Source organism: Psychrobacter sp. P11F6 (genome assembly GCF_001435295.1).
Taxonomy (GTDB): domain Bacteria; phylum Pseudomonadota; class Gammaproteobacteria; order Pseudomonadales; family Moraxellaceae; genus Psychrobacter.
Map to the genome: position 1 here is coordinate 2432235 of NZ_CM003594.1, position 22760 is coordinate 2454994.

Annotated in this window: 17 protein-coding genes; 12 read left to right on the forward strand and 5 right to left on the reverse strand. The window is 44.0% G+C overall.

All coding sequences use genetic code 11. The features are described from left to right. Together AK822_RS10055 and AK822_RS10060 are read right to left on the reverse strand one after the other, a co-directional pair. The gene (locus AK822_RS10055; RefSeq protein ID WP_060491537.1) at positions 1-2031 is read right to left on the reverse strand and encodes a heme lyase CcmF/NrfE family subunit; all 2031 of its coding nucleotides are present in this window, start codon (positions 2029-2031) and stop codon (positions 1-3) included. 253 nt (positions 2032-2284) lie between these two features. After that, a complete protein-coding gene (locus AK822_RS10060) occupies positions 2285-3619 on the reverse strand; it encodes a DUF445 domain-containing protein (protein WP_060491538.1) in 1335 nt (444 codons plus the stop codon). A gap of 478 nt (positions 3620-4097) precedes the next feature. Between AK822_RS10060 and mrdA the strand changes: the two genes are divergently transcribed. From mrdA to scpB, 8 genes are all read left to right on the forward strand, one after another. Then, positions 4098-6083, forward strand: a complete 1986-nt coding sequence (gene mrdA / locus AK822_RS10065; RefSeq protein ID WP_060491539.1) for a penicillin-binding protein 2 — start codon at positions 4098-4100, stop codon at positions 6081-6083. A gap of 36 nt (positions 6084-6119) precedes the next feature. Next, positions 6120-6806, forward strand: a complete 687-nt coding sequence (gene rsmD / locus AK822_RS10070) for a 16S rRNA (guanine(966)-N(2))-methyltransferase RsmD (protein ID WP_060491540.1) — start codon at positions 6120-6122, stop codon at positions 6804-6806. A gap of 210 nt (positions 6807-7016) precedes the next feature. Further along, positions 7017-7445 (forward strand): 50S ribosomal protein L13, encoded by a 429-nt coding sequence (rplM, locus tag AK822_RS10075; protein ID WP_045447009.1) that lies wholly within the window; start codon positions 7017-7019, stop codon positions 7443-7445. A gap of 10 nt (positions 7446-7455) precedes the next feature. Further along, a complete protein-coding gene (gene rpsI / locus AK822_RS10080; RefSeq protein ID WP_045451158.1) occupies positions 7456-7842 on the forward strand; it encodes a 30S ribosomal protein S9 in 387 nt (128 codons plus the stop codon). A gap of 231 nt (positions 7843-8073) precedes the next feature. Beyond that, entirely contained in the window at positions 8074-9165 is a 1092-nt protein-coding gene (locus AK822_RS10085) for an LpxL/LpxP family acyltransferase (protein ID WP_060491541.1), read from the forward strand. Positions 9166-9320: 155 nt separating this feature from the next. Then, positions 9321-10421, forward strand: a complete 1101-nt coding sequence (locus AK822_RS10090; RefSeq protein ID WP_060491542.1) for a tryptophan--tRNA ligase — start codon at positions 9321-9323, stop codon at positions 10419-10421. A 158-nt stretch (positions 10422-10579) separates the two neighbouring features. After that, complete coding sequence (locus AK822_RS10095; protein ID WP_060492268.1) at positions 10580-11386, forward strand: segregation and condensation protein A; 807 nt, start codon at positions 10580-10582, stop codon at positions 11384-11386. 136 nt (positions 11387-11522) lie between these two features. After that, positions 11523-12068: an SMC-Scp complex subunit ScpB gene (gene scpB / locus AK822_RS10100; protein WP_372887210.1), complete on the forward strand. Its 546-nt coding sequence runs from the start codon at positions 11523-11525 to the stop codon at positions 12066-12068. Between the two features lie 184 nt (positions 12069-12252). Here the strand turns inward: scpB and lolA are convergent, their stop codons facing one another. The 3 genes from lolA to rplU form a co-directional block, all read right to left on the reverse strand. Beyond that, the gene (gene lolA, locus AK822_RS10105) at positions 12253-12939 is read right to left on the reverse strand and encodes an outer membrane lipoprotein periplasmic chaperone LolA (RefSeq protein WP_045451149.1); all 687 of its coding nucleotides are present in this window, start codon (positions 12937-12939) and stop codon (positions 12253-12255) included. Positions 12940-13392: 453 nt separating this feature from the next. Further along, positions 13393-13650, reverse strand: coding sequence for a 50S ribosomal protein L27 (gene rpmA, locus AK822_RS10110; protein WP_055123782.1), 258 nt, complete (start codon positions 13648-13650; stop codon positions 13393-13395). Positions 13651-13741: 91 nt separating this feature from the next. Next, positions 13742-14053: a 50S ribosomal protein L21 gene (gene rplU, locus AK822_RS10115; protein ID WP_010199185.1), complete on the reverse strand. Its 312-nt coding sequence runs from the start codon at positions 14051-14053 to the stop codon at positions 13742-13744. Between the two features lie 551 nt (positions 14054-14604). Here rplU and AK822_RS10120 point away from each other — a divergent pair. From AK822_RS10120 to AK822_RS10135, 4 genes are all read left to right on the forward strand, one after another. Then, positions 14605-15630 carry a polyprenyl synthetase family protein gene (locus AK822_RS10120; protein WP_060491543.1) on the forward strand — a complete coding sequence of 342 codons (1026 nt, stop codon included), beginning with the start codon at positions 14605-14607 and terminating at the stop codon, positions 15628-15630. Between the two features lie 620 nt (positions 15631-16250). Beyond that, a complete protein-coding gene (locus AK822_RS10125) occupies positions 16251-17648 on the forward strand; it encodes an efflux RND transporter periplasmic adaptor subunit (RefSeq protein ID WP_060491544.1) in 1398 nt (465 codons plus the stop codon). A gap of 34 nt (positions 17649-17682) precedes the next feature. Next, on the forward strand, positions 17683-20913 hold the full coding sequence (locus AK822_RS10130; RefSeq protein ID WP_060491545.1) for an efflux RND transporter permease subunit: 3231 nt from the start codon (positions 17683-17685) through the stop codon (positions 20911-20913). Beyond that, positions 20910-22721: an efflux transporter outer membrane subunit gene (locus AK822_RS10135; protein WP_060491546.1), complete on the forward strand. Its 1812-nt coding sequence runs from the start codon at positions 20910-20912 to the stop codon at positions 22719-22721. The genes AK822_RS10130 and AK822_RS10135 overlap by 4 nt, the downstream gene beginning before the upstream one ends. The last annotated feature ends 39 nt before the right edge of the window (positions 22722-22760 follow it).

Consider the following 22760-nt stretch of genomic DNA (forward strand, 5'->3'; position numbering starts at 1 on the left):
TTAATTATCCCCTGTCTTTAATGCTGACGCATCCAAATCGGCGACGGTGGTAAAGCCTGCTTTATTTGCCGCAATTTGTGCAGGTGTCTTGGTTTTCTTAATACGATAGCGATGATCAAGAATACTCAATACTGCACCAAACGCCATAATCAGAGCGCCTAGCCATATCCAGCGGATAAGCGGTTTCACATAAATACGTACTGCCCATTCGTTGCTATCTTCGGCGATAGGTTCGCCCAGTGCCACGTAAACATCACGCATGAGGCTAGCATCAATCGCAGCTTCTGTGACTGGCATCATACTAATGATGTAATTACGTTTTTCAGGATACAGCGTAGTCACAGCACGGCCATCTTTGCTGATTTCAACCTCAGCTTGGGTGGCATCAAAGTTACTGCCTTTGACTTCACGAAAGCCTTTAACGGTAAAGTCATAGCCTTGAACATGAACACTATCGTTTGGTCCAAGCGCGACATCACGTTCAATACTTAACGTACTGGTAAATGCGACGCCGATGACGGCAATAATGACACCGATATGAGCGGTCTGTTGACCCCAATAGCTCAGACGTAACTGGCGTAACCCTTTAACAAAATTGGGTGCGTTTTTGGTTTTGTCTTTAAAATCAACCACCATCCATAGCAGTACCCAAAAACTGACCGCCAAGGTAACGCCAATATTAAGCATCGCAGACGGGCTCACAAAATACGCGATAACTGCGGCAAGCACTAAACTACTGGCGGCAATGACCATACCAGCGCCCAATAGCGGACGGCTGTCTTTTTTCCAGCGAATGTTCGAGCCCATACCCATTGCCACTAATATCAGCCACGTTAGCGGTACAAACAGTGCATTAAAGTAAGGAGGGCCGACAGACACCTGACCTAAATTAAAGGAGTCGGCAATGATAGGATAGAGCGTGCCAAGTAGTACAACCAAAGTCGAAATCAAAATAATAACGTTATTAATGACTAAAAATGACTCACGCGAAATCAGTTGATACTGACTTTCGACCGTTAAACGCCAACCACGTACCGCAAACATCAACAAGCCACCGCCGATGATCACACCGAGAATGACTAGAATGACCAGACCACGCGTTGGGTCAGCGGCAAATGAATGCACCGAGGTAATAACGCCAGAACGCACGAGAAAGGTGCCCAATAGACTGAGTGCAAAAGCAAAAATCGCCAGCATAATCGTCCATGCTTTAAAGACACCACGTTTTTCTGTGACGGCAAGCGAATGTAGCAGCGCTGTACCAGCCAGCCATGGCATCAACGAAGCGTTCTCTACTGGATCCCAGAACCACCAACCACCCCAGCCAAGCTCGTAATAGGCCCACCATGAGCCAAGCGCGATACCAACGGTCAAAAAGCCCCAAGCCGCCAATGCCCACGGACGCGACCAGCGTGTCCACACTGCATCTAAACGACCTTCCCACAATGCCGCCATACAAAAGGCAAACGGCACGACCAAACCCACATAGCCCATATACAGCATCGGTGGATGAATAATCAAACCGAAATCTTGTAGCACAGGATTTAGATCCGCACCATCAACAGGTAAGTTTGGCAATGTACGATCAAATGGCGACGAGGTAAAAATCAGCATCGCTAGCATCATCATCTGCACGCCGGCCAAAATTACCAACACTCGCGCACGCATAGACAGTGGCAAACCACGGCTAAAGTAAGAGACCAGCGCACACCAAGTAGCCATGATGGTCATCCAAAGCAGCAATGAACCCTCATGACCACCCCAAGTTGCCGACAGCTTATAATACCAAGGCAACAGCGTATTAGAATGCTGAGTGACATAGACGAGGCTGAAGTCATTGTAATAAAAGCCTGCCATCAGCGCGGCAAATGATGTGATCATGGCAGCAAATTGTGCCCACGCCAGACTTGGTGCCAAACGCTGCCACGCAACGTGGTCACGCATAATACCGACGGTTGGTAATACCACCTGCAAAATCGCCAATATAAAGGCGGCTAGCAAGGCAAAATAACCCAATTCTGTGATTAACATACGGTCTAACCTTGTTTACCTTAATACGGTCATTGTTTATTTTAGGGATTGGTTTTTTAGGATATTCGAAAGTATCCAGTAATCGTTACTACGAGTATTTATACTGCTGGTCTTTATTAGTATCATTTATTATAAAAGCGCCATTAGCCATTGCAGCTGAGGGCGCTTACAGCAAGGTACATTAGCGTCAACTTGTCACGTTTCTGTATCCACTCTGTATGCGATGTGTATAAAGGACATAAAAAATGCGTCATTACTGAATCGCAGGAAAAAACACTAAGACCAGATGCAACCAGCCTGCTAAAAACCCTGTCAAACCACCCAACACGATTAATGTCATTTCATCTTCACGAAAAGCGGGACGTAATAAGTTCTGAAACTCATCTGGCGTCAGCGCGCGAATACGGTCACGAAACAGCCCAAATATTTTACTGGCACGGCTTTCATTGAGCTCAGGATCTCGCAATGGCACCATTGTCGCAACAATTGACTTATCAATGATGGTGTTTTTTAGCTGTCCATATTCGCGGCGACCCAAGCCTAGGCGCAGTGTCGTACTAATCACTGGCGACTCTAGCACTTTATATAAATGCGACTTCATCAACTCACGCGTTTGCGCAGCACGGTCACCATACATCATCTCATTCATGATGTTCTCAAGCGTCACCAAATCTTTTACGACAATCTCAGCAAAAACCTCAGAAACTTCCTCTTGGCGTTTCATAAAACCGCCTTGCAAACGATACTGGGCGATATGTGGTAATTGCGGTCTAATAAAGGGAAAGCGACTCTGGACAGCAAAAAACTTCACATAAGGAATAAATCGCGGCTCTACAGGATTAAACACCATCCAAATAGCAATCCAATTGGTAAGAAAACCCCAAATCGCGGCAAAAAACGGCACTGTCCAATGCTGCGGCACCACCAAAAATATAAACATTTGGATAATACCGAAGACCAAACCAATCAAAGCACTGATATGCCAAATAAAATCGATCTCTTTTTGACCAACCTTCAAAAACATATTGACCATTAAACGACGATCACTTTCCATCGTGTTAACAATCATTTTGCGCATATCAACCAAGTCTTCGACGTTATGGGTCAAGTCAGTCACCAAAGACTGCATGATATTGGGCAGCTCTTGATGCGCTTGAGCGTAGATACGGCGCTTCAACGCATAAGGCAGATTACCCCACAGCGCTGGCGAATGGTCCAGCATAATTTCATCAATCAATGCTTCAAGGTTTTTGTCCACGGTATCCGTGATAAATACCGCCATCTGCTCAGGCTCCATCGCCTGAAAAAACTCATCAAGCGAGCCAAGCTTTGACAGCGTTTGATCCACGATAACGCCTGATATCTTGCCAGCCTTTCGTGGGACGATACCTTGCCAGCCAATACCCGGCAACCCAAAAAACGGGAAGTTTGGAATACGAATACCCCGAAACTTAATCGGATAGAACAGCATTTTAAGCGCCATCCACACGTGTATCCATGTGACAAATGCAGTCACAGGCGGAATAGTCAGCATGGCAAAAAACTCTGGGTGTTCAGCTATTGTCTGCCACAATGAAGTTGCATCCATGACTTATCTTGCCCCTGACAGGTTAATTGTCGTCGCTAATTAAAGAGGATTAGCAAATTAGAACGCTTAACAAAAAGCCGCTCTGCCCATGATAATTATTATCAAATAAATCGCCTGATTTTAGCATACTTGCCATTCATTAGCACACGTCGAGCCTAGGTAAGTTGTGACTAGGGATGACACGTTTTACTATTACTTTCGATAGCAATAATATTAATATCATCTACAGGCGCTTTAGATAATAACGGCCACAAAATAAATGGTGGTGTACTGCGGCGGCTCATTTGTTCTGTTATAATTTGTGATTGTATGACCGCACATCGCTGTATATAGATTGAGGGATTATTATTTCAACTCATCTCAGTCCATGTAATTGAAATTCTTATTATTATCCTTTATGCTCGCCGCACTTTGGTGAACGACCCTGCCCTTTTACTCTCTTTTATTGACTCACTGACCGTTTGGGCTCTTACTTTCTATGAATAAACCGCTAACTCCCAATACTGAACAGGTCAATCGTGTTTTCACCAGTCGTATTATTATCCTTGGAATTCTGATATTCATTGGATTGAGTGGCTTGATCGTGCGTTATGGTTACCTACAAGTCTATGCGCACGATAAGTATACGACGCAAGCAGACAATAACCGTATTAAGCTGATCTCTGCACCGCCCAGCCGCGGCTATATTTATGATCGCAATGGGATCATATTGGCAGACAACCAGCCCGTATTTACGGCCATGTTAAGCCCTGATGAAGTTGAAAATCCAGAGCGTACGCTAAATTTGCTTGCGCCTATTTTTGAGCTAACAGATGAAAATATTACCGATATTTTAGCGCGACTGAGTAAAAGCAAAAACGATCCTGTGACCATTAAAATTGACTTAACCGATGCCCAATTGGCGCAGTTTAGTGAGCGTAAACCCTTTTTTCGCGGTGTAACCATCCAAAGCAAGCTGACACGTTCATATCCTTATGACGAGCTATTTGCACACGTCATCGGCTATGTTGGGCGTATCAATGATAAAGAAACCAAACGCATTGACAAAGATCGCTACGCTGGCACTGACCTTATCGGTAAAATCGGTATCGAAGATTATTACGAGGACATATTGCTAGGGCAACCGGGTTATCAGTCGGTAGAAACCGATGCTCTTGGCAATATTTTGCGTCAATTAGACACTAAACCACCCGTAGCTGGTAATGACATTACGCTGAGCTTAGATTATGGCTTACAGCAAGTCGCCCAGCAGCAGCTAGACGGTCGTCGCGGCGCTATCGTGGCAATCGATCCAAAAAATGGTGATGTATTGGCGTTTGTCAGTAATCCAAGCTATGACCCCAACCCTTTTATCTCAGGCATCTCCTTTAAGGATTATGGCAATCTGCGTGAAGATCTCGATCAGCCGCTCTATAATCGTGCGCTACAAGGAATGTATCCTCCTGCCTCCACTATTAAGCCTTTTGAAGGCTTAGGCGGCATTCATTATGGGCTGCGTAATTGGGAAACCACTATCTATGATCCCGGTTATTTTAGCTTACCGGGAGACTCACATCGATTCCGTGACTGGAAGCGCGGTGGTCACGGGTCAGTAGATCTTAAAAAATCAATTATGATGTCGGTGGATACCTATTATTATAAATTGGCCTATGAGATGGGCATCCAGCGCCTACACGATTGGATGACACGCTTTGGATTTGGTGAGCCGACAGGCATTGATTTGCCCAATGAAAAATCAGGAATTATGCCATCACCAAAATGGAAAAAAGACACCTATGGTAAAGGCTGGTTGCCGGGTGAAACCATCTCAGTCAGTATCGGGCAGGGTTATTTCTTAGCCACACCATTACAGATTGCCAATGCAACCGCCATGACAGCGAATAAAGGCTATCACATTACTCCGCATCTACTAAAAAGTAGCGATGGTGCAGCACAAGTTAACGTAATCACTAAACCAGATGGTAAAATTGACTACAATGGCAAACCCTCTGACTGGTTACGTATGCATGATGCGATGGAAGATACAGTCAAGGCAGGTACCGGACGTGGGATTTATACGCCGCGCTATCGTATTGCGGGCAAAACAGGTACTGCGCAAGTCAAGTCCATTGCGCAAGGCAAACGTTATGATAAATCTGCCATAGACAAACGCCATTGGGATCATGCTTGGTTCAATGGTTTTGCACCCGTAGAAAATCCTGAGATTGCGCTTGCCGTATTGGTCGAAAATGGCGGTGGCGGTAGTAAAGTCGCTGCACCGATAGGTCGCGCACTATTTGACTACTGGATATTACAGCGCAAAAACGACCCTATCTTGCCACCAACGGCTGATCAACTAAAAGTCATCAAGCGCCAAAAAGCTTTTGAAAAATTGATGCGTGATGCCCAGCGTGAAAAAGAAGAAAAAGCGCTAGAAGAAAAGGCAGAGGTGGAAGCAGCCACAGCCACCACGACCTCTGAGTAAAAGTACGCTAAACGAGATACGGTAAATATAAATATTATGAAAAAATCTATAAGCAGCCGCGAGCATAGGAACAATCATAAGAGCAAAAATATAGCTGCGGGCGACGTGCGGATCATTGGTGGTCAGTTTAAACGCCGTGTTGTACGTTTTATTGACGCAGAGGGTCTACGTCCGACCCCAGATCGCTTGCGAGAGACGCTGTTTAGCTGGCTACTTGCTGATATTTATGGCGCTTATGTGCTTGATAGCTGTGCTGGTAGTGGTGTCTTAGGTTTTGAAGCACTGTCTCGTGGTGCCGCGCACGCAACCTTTATCGAAATAAATCCTGCGCAAAGTAATATGCTGCGTCAAAGTGCTGAACAGTTGCATCTGAGCACTGATACCCATCAAATTATCCAAGGCACTGCAGAAAGAGTATTGATGCAAGAGCAGATTGTTCCGCGCCCTTTTAATATTGTATTTATCGATCCACCGTATGCTCAAGATCTGTGGCAACCTATTTTAATAGCACTGATTACCCAGTCGTTAATTGATAGTGCAACACTGATTTATCTAGAAGCAGATAAAGATTTAGAAAGCCAATTGAAACAACTGGAAGAGACGCTTAATAAAAATCCAGATATCCAATCAGGTACTATTCAGCAAATAATCCGCTTTGAATGTGTGAAACAGACCAAGGTTGGACAAGTTGTTGCTGGACTTTATCGTTTATCATCGTCATAATTGTCGGGTTAATGCCTGCCATTAACAAATTTTACAAATGTTTAGAACCGCTAAAAACTGGCCAACGCTGCAGTTTAATGTATATAAGGCGAAAATAAACCCCAATGCAGCTTGCAAGCGTAGGCACTACTGCTTATAATGTGCAGTCTGTTTTTTGAGAGCCCCGTTCCCAGCTAAACTCTCAACGAATTCTAATTTTAAGGTTTTATCATGAAAACACTTAGTGCAAAACCAGCTGAAGTGACCCATGACTGGTATGTCGTAGATGCTGACGGCAAAACCCTTGGTCGCTTAGCCACTCAAATCGCTAGTCGCTTACGTGGCAAGCATAAGCCTTCTTTTACGCCGCACGTTGACACTGGTGACTTCATTGTTGTCATCAATGCTGATAAAATCACGGTAACGGGTAAAAAAGCGCAAGATAAAAAATACTATCGTCACAGTGGCTACCCAGGTGGTATCAAGGAAACCAACTTCAGTAAGTTGCTTGCACATAAGCCTGAAGATGTTCTACACAAAGCAGTTAAGGGTATGCTTCCAAAGGGCCCTCTTGGCTATGCGATGATCAAGAAGCTGAAGCTATATGCGGGTACTGAACATCCACATACTGCACAGCAACCTAAAGAACTAGACATCTAAGGATATACTTATGGAACGCAATTACGGAACTGGTCGCCGCAAGACGTCTACTGCTCGTGTCTTTTTAGCTAAAGGTACTGGTAGCATCGTTGTTAACGGTAAGCCACTTGATGAGTATTTTAGCCGTGAAACTTCACGTATGGTTGTTCGTCAGCCTCTAGAATTACTTGACTCACCTACTGCTTATGACCTATACATCACTGTAAAAGGTGGCGGTATTAGTGGTCAAGCTGGCGCAATCCGTCACGGCATCACGCGTGCATTGATTGAGCTAAACGAAGCCAACAAACCTGCACTAAAAGCAGCTGGCTTTGTTACTCGTGACTCACGTCAAGTTGAACGTAAGAAATTGGGTCTACGTAAAGCACGTAAACGTCCACAATTCTCGAAACGTTAATCAAAGCTATCTCTTATCTTTTTACGGCTGTTGTCTTTATCTCAGAGCGACAGTCATAATATTAAAGAAAAGAGTAGATTTGCAAAACCTTATAAGCTGTCCGCAGCTTATAAGGTTTTTTTATGGCTGATGACTTTTGCATTTGCTCATGATTTTGTGCGTAACTCACCTTGCAAAGCAATGCTGACTACCCCATCATGATGATAACTTTTCATTATTAGTAACAATTTTATGAAAGCGCCTGAACAATACGACCCCAGCAAACCACCTACCAAAAGCAGCCTGCCACCGCCAAGTACGCAGCAGCCTGCTAAGTCCCCAGCGATACCTGCTGGCATGCCAACGATTACCCAAAATCATAAGCGCACAGCACCCATAGAAAAAAAGCCTTTTCAATGGCAGTTTTTGTTGCCTAAATATTGGGGCATTTGGCTATTGGCAGCAATGATCTTACCCATCATATATTTGCCACTACGTTGGCAGTTTTGGCTGGGACGTCAGCTGGGCATATTTATCTATAAAATAGTAGGCTCACGTCGGCGTGATACGCTTATCAATTTGAAACTGGCTTTTCCAGAAAAGCCAGACGTCGAGCGCGAATTGATGGCAAAACAAGTCTTTGTCAATCAATGCATTGGTGTGTTTGAAACTTTATGTGCTTGGTATCGTCCAAATGTTTTTACTCGTACCGTTTCAATTTCGGGATTACAGCACGTTGTCAATGCACAGAATGAGGGTCGTCCTGTCATTTTACTGGGCGCTCATTATACTATGCTTGATCTGGGCGGCATGCTCTGTACGCAATTTTTTCCGATGGATGGGATGTATCGTCCGCAGAATAACGCGCTACTTGATTGGTTTGTTTATAATGGTCGTGCCAGTATTCTCAGCAAGCAAATAGCCAGTCGTGACATGCGCAGTTTTATTGAGTCAATTAAAGCCGGTCACGTGATTTGGTACTCACCTGACCAAGATTATGGTCTAAAACAAGGCGTCATGGCACCATTCTTTGGTGTGCCAGCAGCGACTATTACAGCATCACGGCGCATGGCAAAATTGGGTGACAAGGCACATCCACCCGCATTAATGGCGCTGCATACTTACCGGCAGACACCAGATAGTTTACCCAAAGGCAAACGCCCGCACTATCATTTAACGATTACCCCAGAAATTCAAAACTATCCAAGTAACGATGAATTGGCTGATGCGACGCGAGTCAATGAGTTGCTAGAGGGATTGATTCGTATTGATCCCACTCAGTGGATGTGGTTCCATCGTCGTTTCAAAAATGGTCCTGATGGTCGTACTGACATCTATAAGTAAGCGTGTATTGCTACGAAAAAGCGCCAAAAAATTTGCTATACTTTGCAGCTTATATTTTTTATATTACCTACATATAAATAACAATGAATTTATAATAAATTGAAAAACGAAACTTTTATAAATAAAACCTTGATGAACCAAATAATGGATTTACCATGAATAACACTCATATTTCTGATAACCAAAGTTCTGACAACCAAGCTCCTGATCACTCAACGCAAGCCAAGCGCATTTTGACGGGCATCAAACCGACGGGTACCTTACATTTAGGAAATTACGTTGGCGCGATTCGCCCAGCCATTCAGTCTATCCAAAACAGTGATGACGAAGCATTCTTTTTTTTAGCAGATTACCATGGCATTATCGGCTGTTATGATCCTGCTATTATTCATGAATCGACCAAAGCCATTGCAGCGACTTGGCTTGCCTGTGGTCTGGATCCTGAGCGCGTCACTTTTTACCGTCAATCAGATGTGCCGGAAATACCAGAGCTTGCTTGGATTTTGAACTGCTCATGTGCCAAAGGTTTAATGAATCGTGCTCATGCTTACAAAGCAGCTGTCGATATTAATATGAAAAAAGAAGACGTCGATCCTGATCAAGGTATTAATATGGGGTTGTTTGGCTACCCTGTACTCATGGCAGCAGACATCTTGATGTTTAATGCCACACATGTACCTGTCGGTCGCGACCAAATTCAGCATGTCGAAATGGCACGTGATATTGCTGGTACCTTTAACCATCGCTATAAAACGCTCTTTACCTTACCATCTGCCGTTGTAGATGACGATATCCCATTACTAACGGGTTTGGATGGTCGCAAAATGAGCAAGAGCTATGGCAATACCATTCCGCTATTTGGTGATTCTAATCCGCAAGTCAGTGCCGAAAAACAGATGCATAAAGCCATCATGAAAATTGTGACCAACTCACAACTGCCTTCCGAGCCAAAAGACCCTGACGATTCGGCTATTTTTGAGATTTATAAAGCCTTTGCTACTCCTACAGAAATTGCTGATATGCGCGCGCAGTTTGCCGCTGGTATCGGCTGGGGCGATGCCAAGCAAGCCCTGTTTGAGAAAATAAATACGGAAATAGCACCCTTCCGCGCGCGTTATGAGCATCTTATGGCTAACCCAAAAGAGCTAGAAGAAATCTTACAAATGGGTGCAGAAAAAGCCCGTCGTCATAGCCGTAAGCAATTAGATAAGACTCGTCGTGCGATTGGTATCCGTCCACTTGCCAAAATTAAATAATCATTTGATTATGTTAGCCAAGATGGATATTAAGCGTGCAGACTAAGCTAAAAAATGAACAAGCGGCTTTACCAAAAGCCGCTCTTCTTCTAACTCTACCTCAAGCCTCTGATTCTTTAGATACTAAGCGCGCACAAGACGGCTCATTTATTAATGATATGTCTTTGCGCATTTACCAGACATCCGTACAACATCTACCAGAAGATCTCTATGTGCCGCCGCAAGCCTTTGCCATTTGGCTTGAGCAGTTTGCCGGACCATTAGATTTCTTGCTATATTTGGTCAAAAAAAATAATGTTGATCTGACCCAAATGCCGATACTACCCATAACGGAGCAGTATTTGGCTTACATCAGCGAATTAGATACCGAGCATTTTGAATTGGCAGGCGATTATCTGTTGATGGCGTCCACGTTGATTGCCATTAAAACCGAGCTGTTGCTGCCCAAGCCTGAAACTCCCAGCGATGAGCGTGATCCAAAAGCAGAACTGATTGAGCGCCTTGAAGAATATGCGCAAATCAAAGTAGCAAGTCAACGCTTAGATAATCTGGTGCGTCTTGAGCGCGATGTGTTTTTGGCCATGGTCAGTATGCCCGGTCAAGACGTCATGAATGCGGAATTACCTAGCTATTCGCCAAACCTTTTGATTGACAGCCTATTTAAAATGCAACTGCAGCCCGATTATCAAATGCATACCATCAAAGTCGATGCTGTTCCTCTTGCTGATCGTATTGCCAGTATTAGCCGACAGCTCAGTACGGATGGCGAGCACTCTTTTTATGAGCTACTAGATAAAACACAAGGTAAAATAGGTGTGGTTGTCAGCTTCGTCGCCATACTAGAGCTGATAAAACGACAGTTGGTTGGTATCGTAAATACTGATTTAAAAAGTCATCCTACTACTGACAATAATGATGCTGAAGACCGTCATACTAAACCCTTAACGTTACAGTGGTTGGCATAGTTATTATCCACCTGTCTATTCCTATAAATATCGATACACATCATCATTTAAAAAGAGTCGCTTTCTAATGACAGATACTGACAATACCAAGCAAGATCATGACAAACCATCCTCATTATCTACCGCTTTACTGTCATTGACCGACGAGCAGCGACAGCATCTAGAAGACTTAAGCAAGCATATCGAAGTGCTATTACATGCGTCAGAAGCGCCCCTAACCGCCACTGTCTTAAGAAAACACCTGTCTTTAACGGCTAAAGAGCTAACACAGGTTTTGGCGCTACTAAGACAGCGCTTAGATATGGGCGTGCTAAGCTTGCACGAAACTGCCAGCGGTTATCGACTGCAAGTCGCGAATAACTATAGTGCTTTAATTCAACGCGTCTTCCCGCAGCGCCAAGAACGCCTGAGCCAAGCCTTACTTGAGACGCTTAGTGTGATTGCTTACAAGCAGCCAGTGACTCGTAGCGACATAGAGCACGTGCGCGGTGTGACGCTATCAAGCAATATACTGCGTCAACTATTTGATAAAGGCTGGATTGAAGAGAAAGGTTACAAAGAAACCTTGGGTCGCCCAGCATTGCTACAGACCACGCCACAATTTTTAGATGCATTTGGACTGAGTGAGTTGAGCGAGTTGCCACCGATGCCAGATATCAGCGCCATCAAAGCGATGTCTTAAGCCTTTAGAGCGTGAAGCCTTTAAAAATCATTAAGCAATTAAAACGTAGTATAGAAGAGATTTAGCATTATTCTCCAGAGAATCTTTATTCAAAAAAAAGACAGACCGCATAGGATCTGTCTTTTTTATTTAATCAATAAAGTCTTTAATTGATCTTTAATAATTGGCTCTTGCTAACGGCCTATTATTGATTGATAACATCAACGCCTTTTGGTGGCGTAAACTTAAACTGACTGCTACTGATGCTTGGGTTTAGTTTGATACTACTGAATTTGATGGAAGTAGTTTGACCAAGGCTATCATTTAGTACCATCATTACTGGCTTACCACCGCTAAAACTCATTGATAAACTCTTAAAGCTGGCACTGTCTGATTTTGGGTACAGCACATAGTAATTTTTATTATCATATGGCTGGGTAATTTTGAAATTCTTGTCAATTTGGCTTGGGTCGCCTGATAACAGCAGTGCTGGTGTATTACCAACTTGGCTGTCAACGTTTTGCTTGGTCGCTTGTTCTAAATCCTTGTCATAAACCCACATGGAGTTACCATTAGCGACGATCAGTTGCTGTGATGGCGACTTTGTTTCCCAGCGGAAATTATTTGGGCGTTGTACACTCATCGTACCCGTAAAAGTACCACTGTTGGCACCTTTGGTCGTTTGGCTAAAGTTAGCCGTCATGCTTTTGGTATTTGTCAGCAGCTTGTTTAAACGTTTGGCAGCGGTCAAATTATCAGCTGGTGCAGCAGTAGCTGATTGTGTCAATACCATCATCGGGGCTGCGACACCAAGCGATGTCATTAATACACCAGCTAAAGCACCGCTCATCATTTTTTGTTTTAAAGTTGTTTTGTTGGTTAATAAAGTCATCATAAATCCTCTCTAAAAATGCATAATCGCTTAAAAATTGTCGCTTTAAAATAAGACATCTTATTAAAATTTTTGTTTTCCATAAATATTTATCTAGCCACCATAAAATAGCTGCTAATAAACCATGACGACAGTGTGCCAGTTTTTTTATTACACGCCTAGTCATGATTTGCAATCTTTACTACCGCTGCCATACACGCTTGTAACTACTCTTTTGACCATTATTGTGATCATAAGTGGCTACACAATAATAAACCGCATGGATGGTGATTTTTTTGACTATTCATTATTTTCTAACGTTATTTACTAATATTGTTTATCAGCATAAAGCCAATTTAGTATCCATAACCACTACGAAAATAACTAAAAAAAGCCCCTACTACCAAACGGTAATAGAGGCTTTTTAGTCATCGGATTATTTTAGTCTTTGACTAAAACAACCTAGATGGGCAATTATGCGCTTTCAACCATTACATAACGACGGTTGAACTTACCTTTGGTCGCAAACTTTACCACACCGTCATTCAGTGCAAATAAAGTATGATCACGACCCATGCCAACGCCTTCGCCTGCGTGGAATTCTGTACCACGTTGACGAACGATGATGTTACCAGCTGTGATAGCTTGGCCACCAAAGATTTTAACGCCTAGCATTTTTGGGTTTGAATCACGACCATTACGGCTTGAACCGGCAGCTTTCTTATGTGCCATGGGAAAATCTCCTTGTTAATTTGACTTATCGCTGATGCGATAACTCTTAAGCATTTAGTGCACTATTTAGCAGTAATTGCTAAGTGGATAATTAGGCATTAATAGCTTTGATTTTTAACAAGGTATACCATTGGCGGTGACCTTGCTCTTTGTGATAATGCTTACGACGGTTGTGCTTAACGATACGGATTTTTTCGCCGCGACCATGTTCAACCACTTCAACTTCAACGCTAGCACCTTCAACGATAGGCTGACCGATTTTGACAGTTTCGCCGTCAACAATCATCAATACATCTTCGAATTTAATTGTTGCGCCAGTTTCTGCTTTTAGTAGTTCAACTTTAAGCAACTCATCGACAACTACACGGTGCTGTTTACCACCAGTTTTGATTACTGCGTACATTGTATGACTCCGTTTAACCCGTGTGCCGTGGCTGATGTTATACCAACGCTTTTACGACGAACACGACAGGGAAAAATTAAAGGCAAGATTTTACGGCTTTTTGCTCATAAAAGCAAGCCGTCTATCTCACTTGTTTGACTGGTTTTTGTAAGGCAGTTACACGAATAACCACCTCACTTTTTATTATATCTACTGCTGATTAGGAGCACATCTAAGATGCTACTCCAACAAAAAAACACTATATAATAATAGCGGCTATTATAACTTATATAATCAGCGACTTACAGCCTTTTATACATCTCTTAAAGGACCTTAGATATCGCCGATAAATGACCATTAATTCTAATGAAGTTTCAGCCAATTTTTACAGTTTTTATATCAATTTCTATATATAGTAAATCTTATATGAAAGATAGGCGCGATGTTTTAGGCACGTTTTAACCCACAATCTAAAGGCATAGCTATGCTATTATAGAAAATAATGCCTTACCTATCTATAAAACTAAGGCTATAAAAAATTCTCTTTATTCTTATTAATATGACTATTTATTATGACCAGCATCCCTTCACATAAAACAGATTCAATGACTCAATCAACGCCTAATTATGCTGATATCCAAAGTATCGTGGCGGATGATTTTGAGATTATGGACAAGCAAGTATTTGGTAGTCTTAATTCCAAAGTTCAGCTGGTAATGAGCGTCTCACAGCATGTAATTAATGCTGGTGGTAAGCGAATGCGCCCGCTGATTACCTTGTTATGTGCACGCATGTTTGAGGACAAGCCCTCAGAAAAAGCCATGCATCTAGCCGCTATTACTGAAATGCTGCATACAGCGACCTTGGTTCATGACGATGTGATTGATGAGTCAGGACAGCGCCGTGGTAAGCCAACTGCTAATGCCACTTGGGATAATGCCACCGCGGTACTAGTCGGTGACTATCTGATTGCTCGCGCCTTTAATTTATTAGTTGGCTTCCAAAGCCTGCCACTGTTGCAAGTATTCTCAGATGGCACCTGCGATATCGCTGAAGGCGAAGTATTGCAGCTCCAGCATCAGCACAACCCTGCCGCGACAGAAGAGGATTACTTGCGCATTATTGACGGTAAAACCTCGCGGCTGTTTATGATGGCGACTCAAGGCGCTGCAATTTTACAAGACAGAATAGAGCATATGCAGGCTTTAGGCGATTTTGGTCAGCACTTTGGCAATGCTTTTCAAATTATCGATGATGTACTCGACTATAGTGGTGATAGTGAGGTAATGGGCAAAAACCTAGGAGACGACCTTGCTGAAGGCAAGCCAACCCTACCGACCATCAAAGCGCTTGAGCTGCTAAAAGACAACGATGCCGAAGGCTATGAGCAGTTGCGTGTCGCTGTACAAACTGGAAAGACACCGAACGCTGAACAACTTATTGAGTTAGTGCGCCGCTCAGGATCATTAGATTACTGTAAGCAGCGGGCTTGGGAAGAAACCAAGCTGGCGCAACAAGCACTGAGTACGTTACCTGACAATCGTTATCGCACAGGCTTATATCAATTGACTGAATTGGCTAGCGCACGCTTGCTGTAGTCAGTATCGTCATAACAGCTGTCAATACTTGCGGCTAGCAGCCATTAGCTGTTGGTAAAGACCATTAATGAGTAATTGTGTTAATGGTCACAGTTAATAGTTGCTAAAGTTTTTGTTTTGTTGACAAACCTTATTTATCGTTGGTTAAAGACCTTACAGCCTATATGGATATGCTATTTTCACAAAAGTTTACAATTATTTCTCATTGACCGTTGTATGACTGTACATTAGCTGTTAATGAAGATGGCGCTTGCCATGACAGCATTTAATGCATTCACAAAAGCTGATATTACGATTTCTAACCATAAATCCTGCGCTCAACTACTTGACTGTGGGGTTATCCCGATAGTTTATAATTACTCGTTAACTTTACTAATCAAGGTTGTGGTTTGGCTACAGCTTTGATGCTTAAGATTCTTAAACCGATATTTGATACTTATATCGCTATTAGAGGTTCTAATAGTGATGTTTGGCTAAATTCATATTATTAAGAACAAACTTAGCCGAGAAAGTAAAGATCATTAGAATCAACACTCATTTTTATATTCAATACGCTTAGATTTATTGATAAACTTTTTATACTGTCATTACTTATTTTATACCTATTGCCGAGGACATTGATGAAGCACTCTACTCTTGCGCTTGTAATAGCATCTGTACTATCTGGAGCTGTACTGATTGGCTGTGACAAAAACGAGGACGCCGCTGGCGCAGATGCCGCACAGCAGCAGATGCCGCCTGCGGTTGTTAACGTCCAGACTGTCACGCTCGATACTGTACCCCAAGTACAGACTTTTTCTGGACGTACTACGGCTTATCAGACTGCCGACGTCCGCCCACAAGTTAATGGCGTTATTGACGAAGTATTGTTCCGTGAAGGCGGCAACGTCAAAAAAGGCCAGCCACTTTATCGTATCAATACTGATAACTACGCTTCTTCTGTCACCAGTGGTCAGGCAGCAGTGCAACAAGCACAAGCAAATTACCAGACAGCACAAGCAAATAATGCCAATGCAAAAGCCGAGCTAGCCAGCCGTCAGGCATCATTGGCACAAGCGCAAAATGATTTACAGCGCTTACAAGGCTTGGTCAGTATCGACGCCATCTCAAAGCAGCAGTATGAGCAGGCACAAACACAAGTACGTACTGCACAAGCAGCGGTACAAAGTGCGGCCGCCGCTGTTGGACAGACACAAGCAGGCATCGAAAGTGCAAAAGCAGGCATTCAAACTGCTCAAGCGGGTTTAGATGCTAGTAACCTAGATCTTAACCGTACCATCGTACGTGCCCCGCTGTCAGGTCGTACTGACCGCTCTAGTGTCACCGCTGGTACTTTGGTCAGCGCAGGTCAGGCTGATCCGCTGGTGACTATCTCACGCTTGGATCCTATCTATGTTGATATCAGTCAATCTTCCTCTGAGCTATTAAAACTGCGTCAGCAAATCGCTGAAGGCAAAGCACAGCCGGGTATGAATTCGGTTGAGTTGGTATTAGAAGATGGCTCAGTCTACCCAGCACGCGGCAAGCTTGCTTTATCTGAAGCAAAAGTTGATGAATCAACAGGCGCTGTGACCTTGCGTGCTATTTTTCCAAACAGCAATAACATCTTGCTGCCTGGTATGTATGTGACGGCACGTTTGACACAAAGCGTGATTACCAATGCTGCATTGGTACCGCAAAGCGCCGTAATGCGTACACCAAAAAGTGAGACGCAAGTTTACATCGTTGATGAAAATAATAAAATCCAAGTACGTCCTGTCACTATTAATGGCACTTATAAAGGCCAGTGGGTTGTCACTGACGGCTTACAAGCAGGGGACAAGATAGTTGTTATCGGCGGCTCAAAAGTTAAGCCTGAACAAGAGGTGGTCGTTAAGCCATTAGAGAATCCAAACCCAGCACCAGCTAAAGAAGGTGCCCCTAATGCCCAGACGCCGCCGCAAGCTGCTAAAGCGATGGATAAGCCAGCTAGCAAAGATGCCACTGCTCAGAAACCAGCAGAGTCTACCGCTAACTAATTCCATTCAAAGATAGGAAGACTAGGAATATACTATGTCACGTTTTTTTATTAATCGCCCTATTTTTGCATGGGTTATGGCTATTTTAGTCATGCTCATCGGGGTGATATCGGTCATTAACTTACCGATTGAGCAGTATCCACGTATTGCACCACCGACGATTTCAGTCAGCGCAAGCTATCCTGGTGCTAATGCTCAGACGGTTGAAGATTCAGTCGTTCAGATTATTGAGCAACGCATGAAGGGTCTTGATGGTCTGATGTATATGTCGTCATCGAGCTCCTCGAATGGTGCTGCATCCATTACGCTCACTTTCGAAAATGGTACAGATTCTGATACTGCACAGGTACAGGTACAGAACAAACTCCAAGCCGCCATGAGCTCACTACCCGAGTCGGTACAGCGTCAAGGCGTCAACGTTAATAAATCCTCTAGCAGCTTTTTAATGGTGCAAGGTTTTATCTCTGAAGATGGCAGTATGGATCGTGCGGATATCGCCGATTATGTCAACTCAAACGTTGTTGACCAGTTAAGCCGTGTGGAAGGTGTTGGTGAAGTACAAGTTTTCGGTTCTGCTTATGCCATGCGCATTTGGTTAGATCCGGCGCGCTTACGTAGCTATAACATGGTACCAGCGGATGTGGTTGAGGCAGTACGTGCACAAAACGCCCAAGTATCTGCCGGTCAGCTAGGTCAAGCACCTGCTGATACCAGTCAACAGGTTATCAATGCGACTGTCACGGTTCAAAGCTACCTACAAACGCCTGATGAATTTAAAAACATTCTATTAAAAACCGATACCGCTGGCGCAAAAGTGCGTTTAGGTGATGTGGCAGAGGTTGAGATTGGTAGTGCAGACTACGGCGTAGTGTCGCTATACAATGGTAAAGAAGCAGCTGGTCTTGGTATTTCATTGGCGGGTGGTGCAAACGCACTGGAAACTCGTGAAGCCGTTGGTGCTCGTATGGCAGAGCTGGAAGCAAACTTCCCAGCAGGTCTAACATCCGTTATCCCTTATGACACCACACCATTTGTGCGCTTGTCTATCGAACAAGTGGTTATGACACTGCTTGAGGCAATTGTTCTCGTATTTATCGTTATGTTCGTTTTCTTACAGAACTGGCGTGCGACTATCATTCCTACTCTTGCCGTACCTGTCGTACTACTTGGCACCTTCGCTGTACTTTACATCGCTGGTTTTAGTATTAACGTCTTGACCATGTTTGCCATGGTACTATCCATCGGTCTGTTGGTCGATGATGCGATCGTCGTCGTCGAAAACGTTGAGCGTATCTTGGAAGAAGATCCTGATATCTCTATTAAGGATGCTACCGTACAATCAATGGGCGAGATTAGTAAAATCGTTATTGGTATTGCGCTGATTCTATCTGCCGTATTCGTACCGATGGCATTCTTCGGTGGCTCAACAGGTGTGATTTATCGTCAGTTCTCTATCACCTTGATTACCAGTATGGTGCTATCGGCCTTAGTGGCGCTTATTTTTACCCCTGCCCTTTGTGTGACCTTACTCAAGCGTAGCAAGAGCCATGACAAAGGCAATACAGAAGAGCAAAAAGGCTTCTTTGGTTGGTTTAACCGCTCGTTTTATAAAGTCAGTCGTAGTTACGAGAATTTAGTTGGCAAAAGTTTCCGCTTGAAGTGGCTATACTTAATTCTTTATGCTGCCATTATCGGTATTATGGCAGTGGTATTCTTACGTATTCCCGGCTCGTTCTTACCAGAAGAAGATCAAGGTATTATGTTTACCTTGGTTCAGTTACCTGCTGGTGCGACGCTTGATGAAACGCAAGAAGTGCTCGATAAAGTCAGTGATTATTACAGTACCCAAGAAGGCGATAATATCGCTTCAGTCTTTACTATCGCAGGTTTTAGTTTTGCAGGACAAGGGCAGAATATGGGACTGGCCTTTGTACGTTTATCGGATTGGGCTGATCGTCCTGGTGAAGAAAACACTGCACAGGCTGTCGCTGATCGCGCCATGGGTTACTTCTTTACCCAATTAAATGAAGCACAAGTATTTGCGATTGTACCGCCAGCCATAACCGAACTTGGTAACGCCAGTGGTTTTGACTTAATGATTCAAGACACGGGTAACCTTGGACATGAGGGTCTACTCGAAGCACGTAATATGCTGCTTGGCATGGCTGCGCAAAACGACAAAGTCGCGGGCGTTCGTCCAAATGGTCAAGAAGATGCACCGCAGTTAAAAGTGAATATTAATCAAGAGCAGGCCGCTGCTTATGGCTTGTCACTTGCTAGTATTAATAGCGTTATTTCTACCGCTTGGGGCTCAAGTTATATTAATGACTTCGTCGATCGCGGGCGTATTAAACGCGTCTTTGTTCAAGGTGAACCAAGCAGCCGCACTAACCCTGAAGATATTGCTAAATGGTATGTACGCAACGATGTAGGTGAAATGATTTCATTTGATGCGTTCTCTAGCAGCGAATGGCAATCTGGCTCACCGCGTCTGACCCGTTATAACAGCTTACCATCGATGAATATTCAAGGTAGTGCTGCACCCGGTCTAAGTACGGGTGAAGCGATGAGTTCGATGGAAGCAATGATGGAGAATCTGCCTGAAGGTGTGGGCTATGAGTGGACGGGTATGTCACTTGAAGAGCAAAAGTCAGGTGCACAAGCGCCAATGCTATACGCGCTTTCAATCTTGGTGGTATTCTTATGTCTAGCAGCCTTGTATGAAAGCTGGTCTATCCCCTTCTCTGTGCTATTGGTCATTCCACTTGGGGTATTAGGTGCAGTCATCTTTACTTGGCTACGTGGCTTTAATAACGATATTTATTTGCAGGTAGGTCTACTCACAGTCGTTGGTCTATCCGCTAAAAATGCTATCTTAATTATTGAGTTTGCAAAAGAGCACCAAGAGGAAGGCTATAGTCTGAGAGAAGCCGTTATGACAGCCGCGCGTCAACGTTTGCGCCCGATTATCATGACCTCGCTTGCCTTTGGACTGGGTGTTGTGCCATTATTTATCGCCACAGGTCCTGGTTCAGGCAGTCAAAATGCCATTGGTACTAGTGTACTAGGTGGCGTCGTGACCGCGACATTGTTAGGTATCTTCTTTATTCCCATGTTTTATATTTGGGTACGTAGTATGTTCCCGTACAAATACGAGAATAATAAACCAAATGATAAAGATGATGGTCATGGTACGCCTGACCCACAAGACCCAACGCCTTCTGAGAATTATCAGCCTGCAAGCTTTGGAGACAATACACAATGAGTGTTCAGAAAATATATAACACCAACTCAGCAGCGGTAGCAAATATTGCTATCACTGCGCAACCAGCGGGCTCACATATGCGCAGAAATGCTGGTCGCCTAATCGGCTTGACCGTTTTAGCGATGAGCATGGCTGCTTGTAACACGATTCCAAAAGCAGATATGCGCCCTGTGCTTGCTGAGCCAAATATCCCTATCGAACAAACCTACGGGGCATTCGATAAAGAAACAGTTAGTAGCGCTGATCAAGCAAGTATTGCGGGTCAACGCTGGCAGAATTTTTATAGTGACGAACGTTTAAAGGGCTTGATTGCTTTAGGGCTAGAGAACAACAAAGACTTTGAGAGTGCTCGTTTAGCAATCGAGAAAGCACGCGCACAGTATCAAATTACCGATCTTAATGATCTACCAGCGATTAATGGTAATGGTGGATACACGCGTCAAGCACAAAATAGAACCGACAAAAACCCCAATAGTAGTTATAACGTCAACCTAGGGTTGGCTAATTACGAGTTGGACTTTTGGGGCAAAATTGCTAGCTTAAAAGATCAAGCGCTACAGAATTTCTTAGCCACTACAGCGGCCAAAGACTCGACCCAAATCAGCTTGATTAGTAACATCGCTCAGAGCTATGCCAACTTGAGCTATAGCTTGGCGCAGTTAAAGCTGGCAGAAGCCACGGTTGAAAGTCGTGAAAAGTCTCTGTTTATCGCTGATAAACGCTTTGAAGCAGGCATTGATCCGAAGCTGCCATCTTTGCAAGCCAGTGCGTCATTAGAAAATGCCAAACTTGCTGTCCTACGGGCACAAAGTAGCATTTTAAAATCACGTAACGCCTTGCAGTTCTTGGTGGGTGGACCGATTCCAACCAATCTAATTCCAACACCAGCAGTCAGCAACATCACTAGCCAGCAGATATTTAGTGCAGGCTTACCAAGTGAGTTGCTACGTTATCGCCCAGATGTACTGCAAGCAGAATACAACCTAAAAGCCGCTGGTGCCAATATCGAAGTGGCACGCGCGTCTTATTTCCCGTCTATCAGCTTAGCCAGTAGCATTGGGGTTAGTAGCGGCAGTTTAGATGACTTATTCAAAAGCGGCGCTGTCGGTTGGTCGTTTGGTCCAAGCATTAGCGTGCCTATCTTTGACGCTGGTCGCTTAGACGCCAATTATGATGTGGCTAAAATTGAGCGTGAACAAACGCTCGCAGGCTACGAGAAATCTATCCAAACCGCATTCCGTGAAGTGTCAGACGTACTCGCGACACGAGCCACACTTGGTGAGCAGCTCGAAGCACAATACCGTCTACAAGATAACTTTGAACAAACATTCCAGATAGCAGATGCACGCTTTAAAGCAGGTATTGCCAACTATCTAGATGTGTTAGATGCACAGCGTTCATTGTTCTCAACGCAGCAAGGTATTTTGGATTTAGAGCTACAAAAAATTGTGAGCCAAGTCGAGCTATACCAAGTGCTGGGTGGCGGTGCCAATCTGGATGTACCAACGGCGATTCCTGTACCGCATAAAAACTTAGTGCAACTAGTGAATCTACCTGCCAATAGCAATAAAGCAAAAGCGACAAATGCTATCGATGCGGCTAGCTCAGCGCGAGTTGCTTCTGCACAAGAAGCAAACGCCATTAAACAAGCGCAACCATCGGAAACGGCTACCTTTGAGCCGACCGCTGTCGTTGACGTCAATAATGATGGCAAAAAAGATGCTGCCGTAGGAGTCGTTACCAAACAGACGACGTATAACGAAACCAGCGTTGAGCAAGTACCGGTCACGCAGATCGTTGAGCCTTAAACACTCATAAATAGTGTGAGGTAATTTCCTTCACATTGA

What these genes read in the sequence shown, in the direction of transcription:
- AK822_RS10055 (WP_060491537.1), bottom strand. Translation starts at nt 2,031, where the DNA reads ATGTTAATCACAGAATTGGGTTATTTTGCCTTGCTAGCCGCCTTTATA.
- AK822_RS10060 (WP_060491538.1), bottom strand. Translation starts at nt 3,619, where the DNA reads ATGGATGCAACTTCATTGTGGCAGACAATAGCTGAACACCCAGAGTTT.
- mrdA (WP_060491539.1), top strand. Translation starts at nt 4,098, where the DNA reads ATGAATAAACCGCTAACTCCCAATACTGAACAGGTCAATCGTGTTTTC.
- rsmD (WP_060491540.1), top strand. Translation starts at nt 6,120, where the DNA reads ATGAAAAAATCTATAAGCAGCCGCGAGCATAGGAACAATCATAAGAGC.
- rplM (WP_045447009.1), top strand. Translation starts at nt 7,017, where the DNA reads ATGAAAACACTTAGTGCAAAACCAGCTGAAGTGACCCATGACTGGTAT.
- rpsI (WP_045451158.1), top strand. Translation starts at nt 7,456, where the DNA reads ATGGAACGCAATTACGGAACTGGTCGCCGCAAGACGTCTACTGCTCGT.
- AK822_RS10085 (WP_060491541.1), top strand. Translation starts at nt 8,074, where the DNA reads ATGAAAGCGCCTGAACAATACGACCCCAGCAAACCACCTACCAAAAGC.
- AK822_RS10090 (WP_060491542.1), top strand. Translation starts at nt 9,321, where the DNA reads ATGAATAACACTCATATTTCTGATAACCAAAGTTCTGACAACCAAGCT.
- AK822_RS10095 (WP_060492268.1), top strand. Translation starts at nt 10,580, where the DNA reads ATGTCTTTGCGCATTTACCAGACATCCGTACAACATCTACCAGAAGAT.
- lolA (WP_045451149.1), bottom strand. Translation starts at nt 12,939, where the DNA reads ATGACTTTATTAACCAACAAAACAACTTTAAAACAAAAAATGATGAGC.
- rpmA (WP_055123782.1), bottom strand. Translation starts at nt 13,650, where the DNA reads ATGGCACATAAGAAAGCTGCCGGTTCAAGCCGTAATGGTCGTGATTCA.
- rplU (WP_010199185.1), bottom strand. Translation starts at nt 14,053, where the DNA reads ATGTACGCAGTAATCAAAACTGGTGGTAAACAGCACCGTGTAGTTGTC.
- AK822_RS10120 (WP_060491543.1), top strand. Translation starts at nt 14,605, where the DNA reads ATGACCAGCATCCCTTCACATAAAACAGATTCAATGACTCAATCAACG.
- AK822_RS10125 (WP_060491544.1), top strand. Translation starts at nt 16,251, where the DNA reads ATGAAGCACTCTACTCTTGCGCTTGTAATAGCATCTGTACTATCTGGA.
- AK822_RS10130 (WP_060491545.1), top strand. Translation starts at nt 17,683, where the DNA reads ATGTCACGTTTTTTTATTAATCGCCCTATTTTTGCATGGGTTATGGCT.
- AK822_RS10135 (WP_060491546.1), top strand. Translation starts at nt 20,910, where the DNA reads ATGAGTGTTCAGAAAATATATAACACCAACTCAGCAGCGGTAGCAAAT.